This is a genomic window from Pantoea sp. JGM49 (assembly GCF_018257655.1).
Taxonomy (GTDB): domain Bacteria; phylum Pseudomonadota; class Gammaproteobacteria; order Enterobacterales; family Enterobacteriaceae; genus Pantoea; species Pantoea communis.
The window spans coordinates 53,817-68,060 of the sequence record NZ_JAERJM010000007.1 but is presented as its reverse complement, the minus strand read 5'-3'; the positions used below and the strand labels follow the sequence as shown (position 1 = coordinate 68,060).

The window sequence follows — 14,244 nt, the reverse complement described above, 5'->3', positions numbered from 1 at the left end:
CTTTGGAGTTAAACATGAGCAGCGATAAAATCGTTCACTTGACCGATGACAGTTTCGACACTGACGTGCTGAAAGCCGACGGTGTCACTCTGGTAGATTTCTGGGCTGAATGGTGTGGTCCTTGCAAAATGATCGCCCCAATTCTCGACGAAGTCGCAGAAGAGTACGACGGTAAGCTTACCATCGCCAAGTTGAACATTGATGACAACCCGGGCACTGCGCCTAAATATGGCATTCGTGGTATCCCGACACTGCTGCTGTTCAAGAACGGTGAAGTGGCTGCGACCAAAGTAGGCGCCTTGTCTAAAGGCCAGCTGAAAGAGTTCCTGAACGCTAACCTGGCCTAAGCCCGGCGCGGTGTTGTTCCGCAGTGGTGAATTTTTTCGCCACTGCTGGACGTCTCCCTTCAGGCGTGTTAAGTTGACCTCACTGCATTACGCACTTACCTTGTAGTTTGCATCTAAAGTTTTCCCTTGTCAGACCCTGCTCGCATTGAACGTTATCGTGGTTTGGCAATCTGATGACTAGCACATTCGGCATCACCTTTCGACCATCTCTTCGTTTCCTATCGCCACATCAGACGATAATCGTCGAGCAGAGTTGAAAAAGAGCCATTAACGGCATGGAATTTTTGCCATACCACCCACGACAATCATTTCGAGAATTACCCCGAGTTTAAGAACCCTCACTATGAATCTTACCGAATTAAAGAACACGCCGGTTTCTGAGCTGATTACCCTCGGCGAAAATATGGGTCTGGAAAACCAGGCACGTATGCGTAAACAGGATATTATTTTCTCTATCCTTAAACAGCATGCGAAAAGTGGCGAAGACATCTTTGGTGATGGTGTGCTGGAGATATTGCAGGACGGATTTGGTTTCCTCCGCTCTGGAGACAGCTCCTACCTCGCCGGTCCCGATGATATCTACGTTTCTCCCAGCCAAATCCGCCGCTTCAACCTCCGCACTGGTGACACCATTTCTGGTAAAATTCGCCCGCCAAAAGAGGGTGAACGTTACTTTGCGCTGTTGAAAGTTAACGAAGTTAACTACGACAAGCCGGAAAACGCGCGTAATAAGATTCTGTTCGAAAACCTCACGCCACTGCACGCAAACAATCGTCTGCGTATGGAGCGCGGTAATGGCTCAACCGAAGATTTGACCGCTCGCGTACTGGATCTGGCATCGCCGATCGGTCGCGGTCAGCGTGGTCTGATCGTGGCACCACCGAAAGCCGGTAAAACCATGCTGCTGCAGAACATCGCACAGAGCATTGCGTACAACTATCCGGATTGCGTGCTGATGGTGCTGCTGATTGACGAGCGTCCGGAAGAAGTGACCGAGATGCAGCGTCTGGTGAAAGGCGAAGTCATCGCATCCACCTTCGACGAACCGGCTTCACGCCACGTTCAGGTCGCTGAGATGGTGATCGAGAAGGCTAAGCGCCTGGTCGAGCACAAGAAAGACGTTATTATCCTGCTTGACTCCATCACCCGTCTGGCGCGTGCTTACAACACCGTGGTACCGGCTTCCGGTAAAGTGTTGACCGGTGGTGTGGACGCCAACGCCCTGCATCGTCCGAAGCGTTTCTTCGGTGCAGCACGTAACGTGGAAGAGGGCGGCAGCCTGACCATCATCGCGACTGCGCTGGTTGATACCGGTTCGAAGATGGACGAAGTGATTTACGAAGAATTTAAAGGTACAGGTAACATGGAACTGCACCTGTCGCGTAAAATTGCTGAAAAACGTGTCTTCCCAGCGATTGATTACAACCGCTCCGGTACCCGTAAAGAAGAACTTCTCACCACGCAGGAAGAGCTGCAGAAAATGTGGATCCTGCGCAAAATCATCCATCCAATGGGTGAAATTGATGCGATGGAGTTCCTCATCAATAAGCTGGCGATGACCAAAACCAACGACGAATTCTTCGATATGATGAAGCGTTCGTAAGTTGGCGATATTGAATCGCTAAGCGAAGCGATTCTTTCGCACAATTTGCCAGGATTTATTGCTAACGCCACGTCTTAACGTGGCGTTTTTCATTTATGGGCATTAGGATTAGCCCAGTCAGGAAGAAATATAATGATTGTGCCAGAAAGGTGCTGGTTTTTTCAGCAATCAGACTTTTCTCAGGCAGAATTCGGACAAAGGATATACGGCAATGGCAAGAATCTTGCTTATTGTTGTCGATGATTTTAGCTGAGAGCGTTAACGTGAATTTACTCACTATGAGTACTGAGCTTGGTTTTGTTTTTCTGTTTACTTTAGTGTTCCTATTTTTTGCCCGTAAAGCCGCTAAAAAAATTGGGCTGGTAGACACACCTAATTCAAGAAAACGACACCATGGCGCCATTCCGTTAGTGGGTGGGATCTCCGTTTATGCGGGGATTTGCTTTGCTTTCTCTATTTCAGATTATTATTTACCCCATGCGGCACTCTATTTAAGTTGCGCAGGGGTGCTGGTGCTGGTGGGTGCACTGGACGATCGGTTCGATATCAGCGTTAAAATCCGCGCATTAGTACAAGCGGCGGTGGCCATCGTGATGATGGTCGGCTCAAAACTGTATCTGCTGAGCCTCGGATTTATCATTGGTCCGGTGGAATTGGTTGTTGGACCATTTGGCTATGTACTTACACTGTTCGCCGTTTGGGCGGCCATTAACGCCTTTAACATGGTGGATGGCATTGATGGCTTACTGGGTGGGCTGGCCAGTGTGACCTTTGCCGCCATGGGCATCATCCTCTTTTTCGACGGGCAAACCAGTCTTGCGATGTGGTGTTTCGCCATGATCGCCGCCACCATCCCCTATATTTTGCTCAATCTGGGTCTGATTGGCCGCCGCTATAAAGTGTTTATGGGCGATGCAGGCAGCACCATGATTGGCTTCACCATTATCTGGATCCTGCTGGAAACCACCCAGGGTTTGAGCCATCCGATTACGCCGGTCACGGCACTGTGGCTGATCGCCATTCCGCTGATGGACATGGTGGCAATTATGTATCGCCGCCTGCGTAAGGGGATGAGTCCGTTTTCAGCTGACCGCCAGCACATTCACCATTTGATCATGCGTGCCGGTTTCACTTCGCGTCAGGCCTTTGTGCTGATTACCGTGGCTGCAGCGCTGTTGGCCGGTATTGGTGTGCTGGGCGAATACCTTGCCTTCATCCCCGAGTGGGTGATGCTGGTGCTGTTCCTGATGGCCTTTTTCCTTTACGGCTATTGCCTTAAACATGCCTGGCGTGTGGCGCGCAAAATCCGTCGTATTAAACGCCGCTGGCAAAGCAGTGGCGAAGATAAAAAATAAATTACCCCGATTAGTACCCCGATAAGGACTTTTGTTATGACCTCTGTCGTTGTGGAGAACGAACTGGATGTGCGCGGCCTTGGCTGCACGCTGTGGCGCGGCAAGCGCTGGATCATCGGCTTTGCGCTGCTGTTTGCCTTATTGGCATGGCTCGCCTCGATGCTGATGAAACAAGCATGGAGCACTACCGCCGTTACCGATCGTCCAACGGTTAACATGCTGGGTGACTTCTTCGTGCAGCAGCAATTCCTCAATAATCTCGATGTGCGTAACAACACGCTCAATCTCAACACGCCCGCCCCAACGGTGATGGATGAGGTCTATCAGGAGTTCACTATGCAGTTGGCCTCCTGGGACACGCGCCGTGATTTCTGGCAGCAGACCGATTACTTCAAAAGTCGCAAAAGTGGCAACGCGCACAACGATGCCGCGCTGCTGGATGATTTGATTACTAATATTCAGTTCACGCCTGCGGATACGGCGCATAACACGCTGGATAACATTAAGCTGATTGCTGAAACCGCCGGCGATGCAAATAACCTGCTGCGTCAATATATCGCCTATGCCAGCGAACGCGCGGCGCGCCATTTGAATGCGGAGTTGAAGGGTGCATGGCAGGCGCGCAGCGCGCAGCTGCAGGCACAGGTTCATCGCCAGCAGGAAGTGGCACAGGCGGTGTTTGATCGCCAGCGTCAACGTATTGAACAGGCCTTAAAGGTCGCTAGTCAGCAGGGCATCAAAGAAAACCGTGCACCGGCTATTGGCGAAGCGCTGCCTGACAGCGATCGCTTCCTGCTCGGGCAGCAAATGCTGCAGGCTCAGCTCGATACATTGCAAGCCAGCGGGCCCGCTTACGATTTGAGCTATGATCAGAACAGAGCGATGCTGGGCACGTTGCAGGCAGGCGCGCAGTTGGATAAGCCCTTCCAGACTTACCGCTATCTGCGCACGCCTGAAGAGCCGGTGTCGCGCGACAGTCCGCGCCGAATGTTTATGATGATCATGTGGGGCGTCATTGGCGCGCTGGTGGGTGCAGGTGTGGCGCTGGTGCGCCGTCCTCGTCCGACGTCACCAACGAGCCATTAAGAGAAGCCACGTGAAAGTTCTGACCGTATTTGGCACGCGTCCTGAGGCGATCAAAATGGCCCCGCTGGTGCAGGCACTGGCGCAGGACCCGGCGTTTGAATCGCGCTTGTGCGTGACCGCGCAGCATCGTGAAATGCTCGATCAGGTGCTGCGGCTGTTCAAGCTGCAGCCCGATTACGATCTCAATATCATGCGCCCGGAACAGGGGCTGACGGAGATCACCAGCCGCATTTTGCAGGGGATGAAAACGGTGCTCGCCGATTTTCAGCCCGATGTGGTGCTGGTGCACGGTGATACCACCACCACTTTTGCTGCTAGCTTAGCCGCTTTTTATCATCAGATTCCGGTGGGGCACGTCGAAGCAGGATTGCGCACCGGCAACCTGATGTCGCCCTGGCCGGAAGAGGCTAACCGCACCTTAACCGGTCATCTGGCGAGCTACCATTTCACCCCAACCGAGAGTTCGCGGCAGAATCTGCTGCGTGAAAATTTGCCGGATGACTGTATCGTTGTTACCGGCAATACGGTGATTGATGCGCTGCTATGGGTGCGCGATCGGGTGCTGGATGATGGCGATCTGAATGCACGTCTTGCAGCACGTTATCCGTTCCTTGATGCGGATAAAAAACTGATTCTGGTCACCGGCCATCGTCGTGAAAGCTTTGGCGGCGGTTTTGAACGCATTTGCAGCGCGCTGGCGCAGATTGCACGTCAGCATCCGCAGGCGCAAATCGTCTATCCGGTGCACCTCAATCCCAACGTCAGCGAGCCGGTAAATCGTATCCTGAGCGGCATCGACAATATCATTTTGATTGAGCCACAGGAGTATCTACCTTTTGTCTGGCTGATGAACCGTTCCTGGCTGATCCTCACCGATTCCGGTGGTATTCAGGAAGAAGCGCCATCGTTGGGCAAACCTGTTCTGGTCATGCGTGATACGACTGAGCGTCCGGAAGCGGTGGATGCGGGCACAGTAAAACTGGTCGGTACCGATATCAACCGGATTGTCGAAGAAGTCAGCCTGCTGCTGCAGGACGAGGAAGCCTGGCAGAGGATGAGTCGCGCGCACAATCCGTATGGCGATGGACAAGCCTGCTCGCGCATCCTGCAGGCACTGAAACAACACAGAGTATAATTATGCGTTTTGAAACCATTTCCGTTATCGGACTGGGCTACATTGGGCTGCCAACGGCGGCCGTTTTTGCCTCAAAGGGAAAAAAAGTGATCGGCGTGGATATCAATGTCCGCGCGGTCGAGACCATTAATCGCGGCGACATTCACATTGTCGAGCCGGAGTTAGGTGACGTGGTGCGTGAAGCCGTGCAGGCAGGTTTTCTGCGAGCTACCACGCAAGCCGAAGCTGCGGATGCCTTCTTAATCGCCGTACCTACGCCGTTTATCGGCGATCATCAGCCGGACCTGAGCTATGTACAGGCAGCCGCGTTGTCGATTGCACCGGTGCTGAAAACGGGCGATTTGGTGATCCTCGAATCGACCTCACCGGTTGGCGCGACCGAACAGATGGCCGCCTGGCTGGCGGAGGCACGTCCTGACCTGCGTTTCCCGCAGCACGGTGATAACTGTGACGTGTTTATCGCTTACTGCCCGGAGCGCGTGCTGCCCGGCAAAGTGATGGTAGAGCTGCTGGAAAATGACCGTGTGATTGGCGGCATGACGCCTGCGTGCTCAGCACGGGCCAGCGAACTGTATCGCATCTTCCTGCGCGGCGAATGTGTGGAAACCAACGCGCGTACTGCCGAGATGTGCAAACTCACGGAGAACAGCTTCCGCGATGTGAATATTGCGTTTGCCAATGAGCTATCGCTGATTTGTGCGGAACAGAAGATCAACGTGTGGGAGTTGATTGCGCTGGCGAACCGCCATCCACGCGTCAACATTCTGCAGCCCGGACCAGGTGTTGGTGGCCACTGTATCGCTGTCGATCCCTGGTTTATCGTGGCGCAAAATCCGGAACTGGCGCGTCTGATTCGTACCGCGCGTGAAGTGAATGATGCGAAACCGACGTGGGTGTTAGATCAGGTCAAACAGCAGTTGGCGGATTGCCTGACTGCCAGCGGCAAACGTGCTTCTGAGGTGACGATTGCCTGCTTCGGCCTGGCGTTTAAACCGAACATTGATGATTTGCGCGAGAGCCCGGCAATGACAGTGGCGCACCTGATTGCCGAGTGGCACAGCGGCAGCACGCTGGTGGTAGAACCGCATGTGGCAGACATTCCTGCGCGACTGGCCCATGAAGCGGCTCTGGTTTCCACCCAGGATGCATTGCAGCAAGCAGATATCATCGTGATGCTGGTTGATCACGCGCAGTTCCGCGCTATCGATGCCAGCGAGATCACGCAGCAGTGGATTATCGATACCAAAGGTGTCTGGCGATGAAACAGTTCCTGGTGACAGGTGGCGCAGGCTTTATTGGGTCCGCACTGGTGCGATTTCTGATTGAGCAAACCGACCATCAGGTGGTGGTGGTGGATAAACTCAGCTACGCAGGCAATTTAGCCTCTCTGGCTTCAATACAGAATGATGCGCGCTATGCCTTTGAGCAGGTGGATATTTGCGACCGAGCCGAACTGGATCGTGTCATGGCCCAATATCAACCGGATTGCATTATGCATCTGGCAGCAGAAAGCCATGTGGATCGCTCGATTGATGGCCCGATTGCCTTCATCGAAACCAATATCGTGGGCACCTATCAGTTACTGGAAGCCGCACGCCATTACTGGAATGGTATGGCGGATGAGCGTAAAAAAGGCTTTATCTTCCATCACATTTCCACTGACGAAGTGTTTGGCGATTTGCATGGCAGCGATGATTTCTTTACCGAAACCACGCCGTATGCGCCCAGCAGCCCTTATTCAGCGACGAAAGCCAGCAGCGATCATTTGGTTCGCGCCTGGTTACGCACTTACGGCTTGCCGATCATCGTCACCAACTGTTCGAACAATTATGGCCCTTATCACTTTCCTGAAAAATTGATTCCACTGACTATCATCAATGCGTTGGCGGGTAAGCCTTTGCCGGTGTATGGCAACGGCAGCCAGATTCGCGATTGGCTGTATGTAGAGGATCATGCGCGAGCACTCTACAGTGTGGTGAGCAGCGGCAAAGTGGGTGAAACCTATAATATTGGTGGTCACAACGAACGCCGTAATATTGAGGTGGTGGAAACCCTGTGCGATCTGCTGGACGAACTGGCACCGCAGCAGCGCGCCACGCATCTGACGCGCTATCGAGATCTGATCACTTTTGTCACCGATCGTCCCGGTCACGATCTGCGTTACGCCATTGATGCCAGCAAAATTGCGCGTGAATTAGGCTGGATGCCGCAGGAAACCTTCGAAAGTGGAATTCGCAAAACCGTGCAGTGGTATTTGGCAAACCCACAATGGTGGCAGGCGATTCTCAACGGTAGCTATCGTGGTGAGCGGTTGGGTTTAACCACGCCGCGCTGAGGCGCAATACAGGAGCAGCAACGATGAAAGGTATCATCCTGGCGGGCGGTTCGGGCACGCGTTTGCACCCTATTACTCGCGCTATCTCAAAGCAGCTACTGCCAGTTTACGACAAGCCGATGATTTACTATCCGCTGTCGGTGCTGATGCTGGCGGGGATCCGCGAGGTCCTGATTATCACCACGCCGGAAGATCGCGCGCACTTCGAGCGTTTGCTCGGTGATGGCAGCGAGTTCGGCCTGCAGCTAGAGTATGCTGAGCAACCCAGCCCTGATGGTTTGGCGCAGGCGTTTATCATTGGTGAGTCCTTCATTGGCAATGACAGCTGCTGTCTGGTGCTGGGCGACAACCTCTATTTTGGCCAGGGCTTCAGTCCGAAACTGAAAAAAGTGGCTGCGCGCAGTAGCGGTGCGACGGTGTTTGCCTATCAGGTGATGGATCCCGAGCGGTTTGGTGTGGTGGAGTTTGATGACGACTTCAATGCGCTTTCCATTGAGGAGAAGCCGCAGCAACCTAAATCACGTTGGGCGGTAACCGGCCTCTACTTCTACGACAATCGCGTGGTGGAGTTTGCCAAACAGGTGCAGCCTTCTGCACGGGGCGAGCTGGAAATCACCGCGATTAACCAGATGTATCTTGAGCAGGGTGAACTCTCTGTCGAGTTGCTGGGACGAGGTTTTGCCTGGCTGGATACCGGTACACACGACAGTCTGATTGAAGCGAGTATGTTTGTTCAGACCGTGGAGAAACGTCAGGGCTTTAAAATTGCCTGCCTGGAAGAGATTGCGTGGCGCAACGGTTGGCTAAGTGACGAACAGTTGCTGGCGGCGGCGCAAGCGTTGACCAAAACCGGCTACGGCCAATACCTGATGGATGTTCTCCATGCCCGTCCGCGTCAGTATTAACCCCCTTGAGTGGGAAAGCGATTTCTTTGGCGTGAACAGCGCGCGTATCGACCTGGATGGCGACTTCACCCTTGCCGACGCGCTGCAACAGCCAGATACGTTGTGGCAGGCCAAAGTGCCCGCCGAGCGCACCGACGCCATTGATGCCTTAAGCCAGCACGGTTTTCAGTTGGTGGAAGGTGAGGCCGATCTGGCTATCAATATCAAACGCACCGAGCGCCAGGTTGGCGTGCGCATCGCGCGTGAAGCACAGATCCCGGCATTGCGTGAGGCGGCATCGCATGCCTTTCGCCAAAGCCGTTTTCGTGCGCCCTGGTTTAACGCCGATGACAGCGGTCGTTTCTATGCACAGTGGATTGAAAACGCGGTACGCGGCACCTTTGATCACCAATGCCTGGTGGCCAGCGACGAATCCGGCCAATTACAAGGCTATGTCTCGATGCGTGAAGTGAACGGTGATGCGCGTATCGGCCTGCTCGCCGTGCTGCCCGCAGCGCAAGGGCAGGGCATTGGTCAACGCTTGCTGTTGGCGGCAGCGGATTGGGGCCGCGTGCGGCAACTTGAACGACTGCGCGTCGCGACCCAGCTTAGCAATCTTACGGCGATGCGCCTCTATTTACGCAGCGGTGCACGCCTTGAAAGCACCGCCTACTGGTTTTACAGGACAGCTACATGATCCCATTTAATGCGCCGCCAGTCGTGGGCAGTGAACTTGAATATATGCAGTCGGCGATGGCCAGCGGCAAACTCTGCGGTGACGGTGGATTTACCCGCCGCTGTCAGCAGTGGATGGAGCAGCATTTTGGCAGCAAAAAGGTGCTACTGACGCCATCCTGCACCGCCTCACTGGAAATGGCCGCGCTATTAATCGATATCCAGCCCGGCGATGAAGTGATCATGCCGAGTTATACCTTTGTCTCTACTGCCAATGCTTTTGTGCTGCGCGGTGCCGTGATCGTGTTCGTCGATGTGCGCCCCGATACGCTAAATATCGATGAAACCTTGATTGAAGCGGCGATCACCGAGAGAACCCGTGCGATCGTGCCGGTTCACTACGCGGGCGTGGCCTGCGAGATGGATAGCATCATGGCGCTGGCGGCGAAGCATCAATTGTTTGTGATTGAAGATGCGGCGCAGGGGGTGATGTCGCAGTACAAAGGACGTGCGCTGGGCACTATTGGTCATATTGGCTGCTTTAGCTTCCACGAAACCAAAAATTACACCGCCGGTGGCGAAGGTGGTGCGACGCTGATTAATGACGCGAAGCTGGTGGAGCGCGCTGAGATCATCCGTGAAAAAGGCACCAACCGTAGCCAGTTCTTCCGTGGTCAGGTGGATAAGTACACCTGGCGCGATATCGGTTCGAGCTATTTGATGGCAGATCTGCAAGCTGCCTACCTGTGGGCGCAACTCGAAGCGGCTGAGCGTATTAACCAGCAGCGTTTGCGCCTGTGGCAGCGCTATTATGATGCGCTGCAACCGCTGGCGGCGGCGGGACGCATTGCCTTGCCGGTGGTGCCGGAAAACTGCCGCCACAATGCGCACATGTTTTACATCAAACTGCGCGACAGCGACGACCGTCAGGCACTGATTAACTGGATGAAAGAGGCGGAAATCCTCACGGTGTTCCACTACATCCCCTTGCACTCTTCGCCAGCCGGTGAACGTTTTGGTCGCTTCCACGGTGATGACCGCTTCACCACCAAAGAGAGTGAGCGCCTGCTGCGCCTGCCGCTGTTCTATAACCTGTCGGATAACAATCAGCGCACCGTTATCAGCTCGCTGTTGAGTTTCTTTGCCTGATGTCGTTAGCCAAAGCTTCAGTCTGGACGGCCTCATCGACGTTGGTAAAAATCATTGCCGGACTGCTGGTGGTGAAACTGCTGGCGGTCAGCTTTGGGCCAGAAGGGGTTGGCCAGGCCGGTAACTTTCGCCAGATGATTACCGTATTAGGTGTATTGGCCGGCGCGGGCATTTTCAACGGCGTGACCACCTACATCGCGCAATTTCAGCAGCAACCTGAGCAACTGCGTGCCGTGACGGGTACGGCATCCACCATGGTGATTGGCTTCTCCACGCTGGTGGCGCTGGTGTTCTTGCTGGCAGCGGGGCCGATCAGTCGTGCGCTATTTGGTCACGACGACTATGCCAACGTGGTGCGCATCGTGGCTTTTCTGCAGTTTGGCATTGCCTGGGCCAATCTGACGCTGGCCTTGCTCAAGGGGTTTCGCGATGCGCGCGGCAATGCGCTGGCGCTGATTATCGGTAGTCTGGTGGGCGTGCTGGGTTATGTGTTGTGCTGGTGGCTGGGTGGATATGCCGGAGCGTTAGTCGGCTTAGCGCTAGTGCCTGCACTGTTGGTGTTCCCGGCACTGCTGATGCTGCGCCGTCATCGTCAGGTGCTGCCACTGCGCTGGTTAACACCGAGCTGGCAGCCGGATTTGGCGCGAAATCTGACAAAATTCACCCTGATGGCGCTTATCACCTCCGTGACCCTGCCAGTGGCGTGGGTGATGATGCGTAATCTGCTGGCCGAACAGCAGGGGTGGGCGCAGGTAGGCCTGTGGCAGGGTGTGACCAGTATTTCCGATGCCTATCTGCAATTTATCACGGCGACTTTTAGTGTCTGGTTACTGCCGACGCTGGCGCGACTGGAAAGTAAGCCGCAGATTGCGCGTGAAATTGGGCGTGCGCTGCGTTTTGTGTTACCTGCAGTGGCGGCTGCGAGTTTCTGCGTGTGGTTACTGCGTGACATTGCCATCTGGCTGCTGTTTTCACCGCAGTTTACCGCGATGCGGGACCTGTTTATCTGGCAGTTATGCGGTGACGTCTTTAAAGTTGGCGCCTATGTTTTCGGATATCTGGTGATCGCTAAAGCTTCACTGCGCTTTTATATTTTGACGGAAATCAGCCAATTTGTGCTGTTAACCGCGTTCTCACATTGGCTGATTCCATTACATGGAACCGCCGGAGCCGCACAAGCCTATATGGCGACTTACGTGCTCTACTTCGCCCTTTGCTGTGGCGCCTTTATGATTTATTGCCGAAAAAAATGACTTTATTTCACGTGCTGGGATCGGATATCCCACATCATAACCATACGGTGTTGCGCTTCTTTGATGAGGTGATGAGCACCGAATTGCCGGGTGCTGGACCGCGCCAGTTTATGGTGGTGACTTCAACGCCTGAAGCGATGCAAGCCTATACCGCGCTGCAAATCGAAAGCTATCCCAGCAAGCGCGCACTTGCACAGGCGGTAATGTCCCGTGCGGCTGATCGTGCGCAACGCTTCTTCTTTCATGGACAGTTTAATCCGCAAATCTGGCTGGCTTTGCTCAGTGGTAAATTACGGCGTGAGCAGGCGTTCTGGCATATCTGGGGCGCTGATTTGTATGAAGAAGGGCGTGGCCTGAAGTATCAGTTGTTTTATCTGCTGCGCCGCCTGGCACAGCGTCGCATTGCTCACGTGTTCGCAACGCGTGGGGATTTGCACTTTTTTCAACAACGCCATCCGCGTGTGCCCACTTCACTGCTCTATTTCCCAACACGCATGCCCGATGCCGCAGTGCCGGGCGGTAGCACGAGCGGTGATTTCACCGTGCTGTTGGGTAACTCAGGCGATCGCAGCAACAACCATATTGAAGGCCTGCAGGCGATTCGAGCGCAGTTTGGCGATAGGGTGAAAATACTGATCCCGCTGGGCTACCCGGAAAATAATCATGAGTACATCGAAGAGATCAATACGGCCGCGCAGCGCCTGTTCCCCCAAGGTCAGGTAACCTTATTGCGCGACAAGATAGATTTTGACACCTATCTGCAATTGCTCAGCGACTGTCAGCTCGGCTATTTTATGTTCGAGCGCCAGCAAGGCATTGGCACGTTATGTCTGCTGATTCAGGCCAATATTCCCTTTGTGCTGAACCGAAAAAATCCGTTCTGGCGCGACCTCAGCGAACAAGGGTTGCCGGTTCTTTTTAGTGAAGATGCACTGGATGCGTCGAGTGTGGCTGAAGCTCAGCGTCAGCTGGCACAGTGTGATAAATCCGCGATTGCCTTTTTCGCCCCTGGTTATCTGGCTGGCTGGCGCAACGCGTTGAGCCTGAGTGAAAGGGAGAGAACATGAGCCTGATGCAGTTTAGTGGTCTGCTGGTGGTTTATCTGTTCTCGCTAGGTTTCATTTTGACGCTGACCTGGCGGGAATTTAAACGGGTGCGTTTTAACTTCCACCTGTTCTTCACCATCCTTTTTTTACTGACCTTTTATTTCGGGTTCCCCCTCACCAGTGTGCTGGTATTCCGCTTTAATGTTGAAGTGGTGCCGCCGGAGTACCTGTTACAGGCGTTGCTGGCCGCGACCAGTTTTTATGCGATTTATTACGTCAGTTATAAAGTCCGGTTGAGGCCGATCAACGCTGCACCGCGCAAACCCTGGTTGCAGATGAACCGAGTCGAAACCCATCTTACCTGCCTGTTACTGGCGCTGGTGGCGATTGGCACGGTCACGGTGTTCTTCATGCACAACGGGTTACTGTTGTTCCGACTCTCTGCGTATAACCAGATTTTCTCCAGCGAAGTGTCCGGCGTAGCGCTCAAACGCTTCTTCTACTTCTTTATTCCGGCGATGCTGATTCGTTATTTCCTCAACCCGACGCAGCGCCAGTGGCTGGGGTTTTTGCTGGTGTCGGTGGCATTTGGTTTACTGACCTATGCGCTGGTGGGCGGGACGCGCGCCAATATCATCATCGCCTTCGCCCTGTTCCTGTTCATCGGCATTACGCGCGGCTGGATCACCTTGTGGATGCTGGTGGGCGCAGGCGTGATGGCGATTGCGGGTATGTTCTGGCTGGCGCTGCGCCGCTATAACCTCGATGTGGTGGGCGACGAGGCGTTTTACACCTTCCTGTATCTAACACGTGATACTTTCTCACCCTGGGAAAACCTCGCGCTGTTGTTGCAGAACTACGACAAAATTGATTTCCAGGGCTTAGCACCGATCTGGCGTGACTTTTATGTCTTTATCCCGAGCTGGCTCTGGCCTGGCCGTCCATCGATTGTGCTCAACAGCGCCAATTACTTTACCTGGGAAGTGCTGAACAACCATTCAGGACTGGCGATTTCGCCGACGCTGCTGGGCTCGCTGCTGGTGATGGGCGGCGTGTGGTTTATTCCGCTGGGCGCGATTGCCGTCGGCTGGCTGATGAAAGGGTTCGATAACCTCTATCTGCAAGGCCGTGATGCTTCAAACCGCTATAGCGGGGCGATTCTGCAGAGCTTCTGCTTCGGCGCGGTCTTCAATATGATCGTGCTGGCGCGTGAAGGGCTGGATGCTTTCGGTTCGCGCGTGGTGTTCTTTTGCATTATTTTTGCCGCCTGCATGGCGGTGGCTAAATTGCTGTACTGGCTGTTAGCGCGCGCGGGTTTAATTCGCCCGCGCAGCGAGCCGGTGGTTCACAGCCTGTCTTAACCTTTGGGAAAATGA

General features: G+C 54.2%; 13 protein-coding genes. All 13 read left to right on the top strand.

What is annotated here, in order from left to right; all coding sequences use genetic code 11:
- The first annotated feature begins 14 nt into the window (after positions 1-14).
- The 13 genes from trxA (at position 15) to wzyE (ending at position 14,229) form a co-directional block, all read left to right on the top strand.
- Positions 15-347: a thioredoxin TrxA gene (gene trxA, locus JK231_RS13865; RefSeq protein ID WP_003851963.1), complete on the top strand. Its 333-nt coding sequence runs from the start codon at positions 15-17 to the stop codon at positions 345-347.
- A gap of 343 nt (positions 348-690) precedes the next feature.
- Positions 691-1,950 carry a transcription termination factor Rho gene (rho, locus tag JK231_RS13860; RefSeq protein ID WP_034827837.1) on the top strand — a complete coding sequence of 420 codons (1,260 nt, stop codon included), beginning with the start codon at positions 691-693 and terminating at the stop codon, positions 1,948-1,950.
- Positions 1,951-2,228: 278 nt separating this feature from the next.
- The gene (wecA, locus tag JK231_RS13855; RefSeq protein WP_097118545.1) at positions 2,229-3,305 is read left to right on the top strand and encodes a UDP-N-acetylglucosamine--undecaprenyl-phosphate N-acetylglucosaminephosphotransferase; all 1,077 of its coding nucleotides are present in this window, start codon (positions 2,229-2,231) and stop codon (positions 3,303-3,305) included.
- A 36-nt stretch (positions 3,306-3,341) separates the two neighbouring features.
- The gene (gene wzzE / locus JK231_RS13850; protein WP_160833368.1) at positions 3,342-4,391 is read left to right on the top strand and encodes an ECA polysaccharide chain length modulation protein; all 1,050 of its coding nucleotides are present in this window, start codon (positions 3,342-3,344) and stop codon (positions 4,389-4,391) included.
- 10 nt (positions 4,392-4,401) lie between these two features.
- Positions 4,402-5,526: a UDP-N-acetylglucosamine 2-epimerase (non-hydrolyzing) gene (gene wecB / locus JK231_RS13845; protein WP_034827841.1), complete on the top strand. Its 1,125-nt coding sequence runs from the start codon at positions 4,402-4,404 to the stop codon at positions 5,524-5,526.
- Positions 5,527-5,528: 2 nt separating this feature from the next.
- Positions 5,529-6,788, top strand: a complete 1,260-nt coding sequence (gene wecC / locus JK231_RS13840) for a UDP-N-acetyl-D-mannosamine dehydrogenase (RefSeq protein ID WP_097118509.1) — start codon at positions 5,529-5,531, stop codon at positions 6,786-6,788.
- Positions 6,785-7,861, top strand: a complete 1,077-nt coding sequence (gene rffG, locus JK231_RS13835) for a dTDP-glucose 4,6-dehydratase (RefSeq protein ID WP_097118510.1) — start codon at positions 6,785-6,787, stop codon at positions 7,859-7,861. Before wecC ends, rffG begins: the two co-directional genes overlap by 4 nt.
- Before the next feature lie 23 nt (positions 7,862-7,884).
- Entirely contained in the window at positions 7,885-8,766 is an 882-nt protein-coding gene (gene rfbA, locus JK231_RS13830; RefSeq protein ID WP_097118511.1) for a glucose-1-phosphate thymidylyltransferase RfbA, read from the top strand.
- A complete protein-coding gene (gene rffC / locus JK231_RS13825) occupies positions 8,744-9,442 on the top strand; it encodes a dTDP-4-amino-4,6-dideoxy-D-galactose acyltransferase (RefSeq protein ID WP_034827844.1) in 699 nt (232 codons plus the stop codon). Before rfbA ends, rffC begins: the two co-directional genes overlap by 23 nt.
- Complete coding sequence (rffA, locus tag JK231_RS13820; RefSeq protein ID WP_211728847.1) at positions 9,439-10,569, top strand: dTDP-4-amino-4,6-dideoxygalactose transaminase; 1,131 nt, start codon at positions 9,439-9,441, stop codon at positions 10,567-10,569. Before rffC ends, rffA begins: the two co-directional genes overlap by 4 nt.
- Positions 10,569-11,822 carry a lipid III flippase WzxE gene (gene wzxE, locus JK231_RS13815; RefSeq protein WP_211728846.1) on the top strand — a complete coding sequence of 418 codons (1,254 nt, stop codon included), beginning with the start codon at positions 10,569-10,571 and terminating at the stop codon, positions 11,820-11,822. Before rffA ends, wzxE begins: the two co-directional genes overlap by 1 nt.
- On the top strand, positions 11,819-12,889 hold the full coding sequence (locus JK231_RS13810; RefSeq protein WP_211728845.1) for a TDP-N-acetylfucosamine:lipid II N-acetylfucosaminyltransferase: 1,071 nt from the start codon (positions 11,819-11,821) through the stop codon (positions 12,887-12,889). The genes wzxE and JK231_RS13810 overlap by 4 nt, the downstream gene beginning before the upstream one ends.
- Positions 12,886-14,229: an ECA oligosaccharide polymerase gene (gene wzyE, locus JK231_RS13805; protein ID WP_097118515.1), complete on the top strand. Its 1,344-nt coding sequence runs from the start codon at positions 12,886-12,888 to the stop codon at positions 14,227-14,229. The genes JK231_RS13810 and wzyE overlap by 4 nt, the downstream gene beginning before the upstream one ends.
- Positions 14,230-14,244: the final 15 nt, after the last annotated feature.

Coding starts and splice junctions, on each gene's coding strand:
- rfbA (WP_097118511.1), top strand. CDS start 7,885: ATGAAAGGTATCATCCTGGCGGGCGGTTCGGGCACGCGTTTGCACCCT.
- wzxE (WP_211728846.1), top strand. CDS start 10,569: ATGTCGTTAGCCAAAGCTTCAGTCTGGACGGCCTCATCGACGTTGGTA.
- JK231_RS13810 (WP_211728845.1), top strand. CDS start 11,819: ATGACTTTATTTCACGTGCTGGGATCGGATATCCCACATCATAACCAT.
- wecA (WP_097118545.1), top strand. CDS start 2,229: ATGAGTACTGAGCTTGGTTTTGTTTTTCTGTTTACTTTAGTGTTCCTA.
- wzyE (WP_097118515.1), top strand. CDS start 12,886: ATGAGCCTGATGCAGTTTAGTGGTCTGCTGGTGGTTTATCTGTTCTCG.
- rffG (WP_097118510.1), top strand. CDS start 6,785: ATGAAACAGTTCCTGGTGACAGGTGGCGCAGGCTTTATTGGGTCCGCA.
- rffC (WP_034827844.1), top strand. CDS start 8,744: ATGCCCGTCCGCGTCAGTATTAACCCCCTTGAGTGGGAAAGCGATTTC.
- wzzE (WP_160833368.1), top strand. CDS start 3,342: ATGACCTCTGTCGTTGTGGAGAACGAACTGGATGTGCGCGGCCTTGGC.
- rffA (WP_211728847.1), top strand. CDS start 9,439: ATGATCCCATTTAATGCGCCGCCAGTCGTGGGCAGTGAACTTGAATAT.
- rho (WP_034827837.1), top strand. CDS start 691: ATGAATCTTACCGAATTAAAGAACACGCCGGTTTCTGAGCTGATTACC.
- wecC (WP_097118509.1), top strand. CDS start 5,529: ATGCGTTTTGAAACCATTTCCGTTATCGGACTGGGCTACATTGGGCTG.
- trxA (WP_003851963.1), top strand. CDS start 15: ATGAGCAGCGATAAAATCGTTCACTTGACCGATGACAGTTTCGACACT.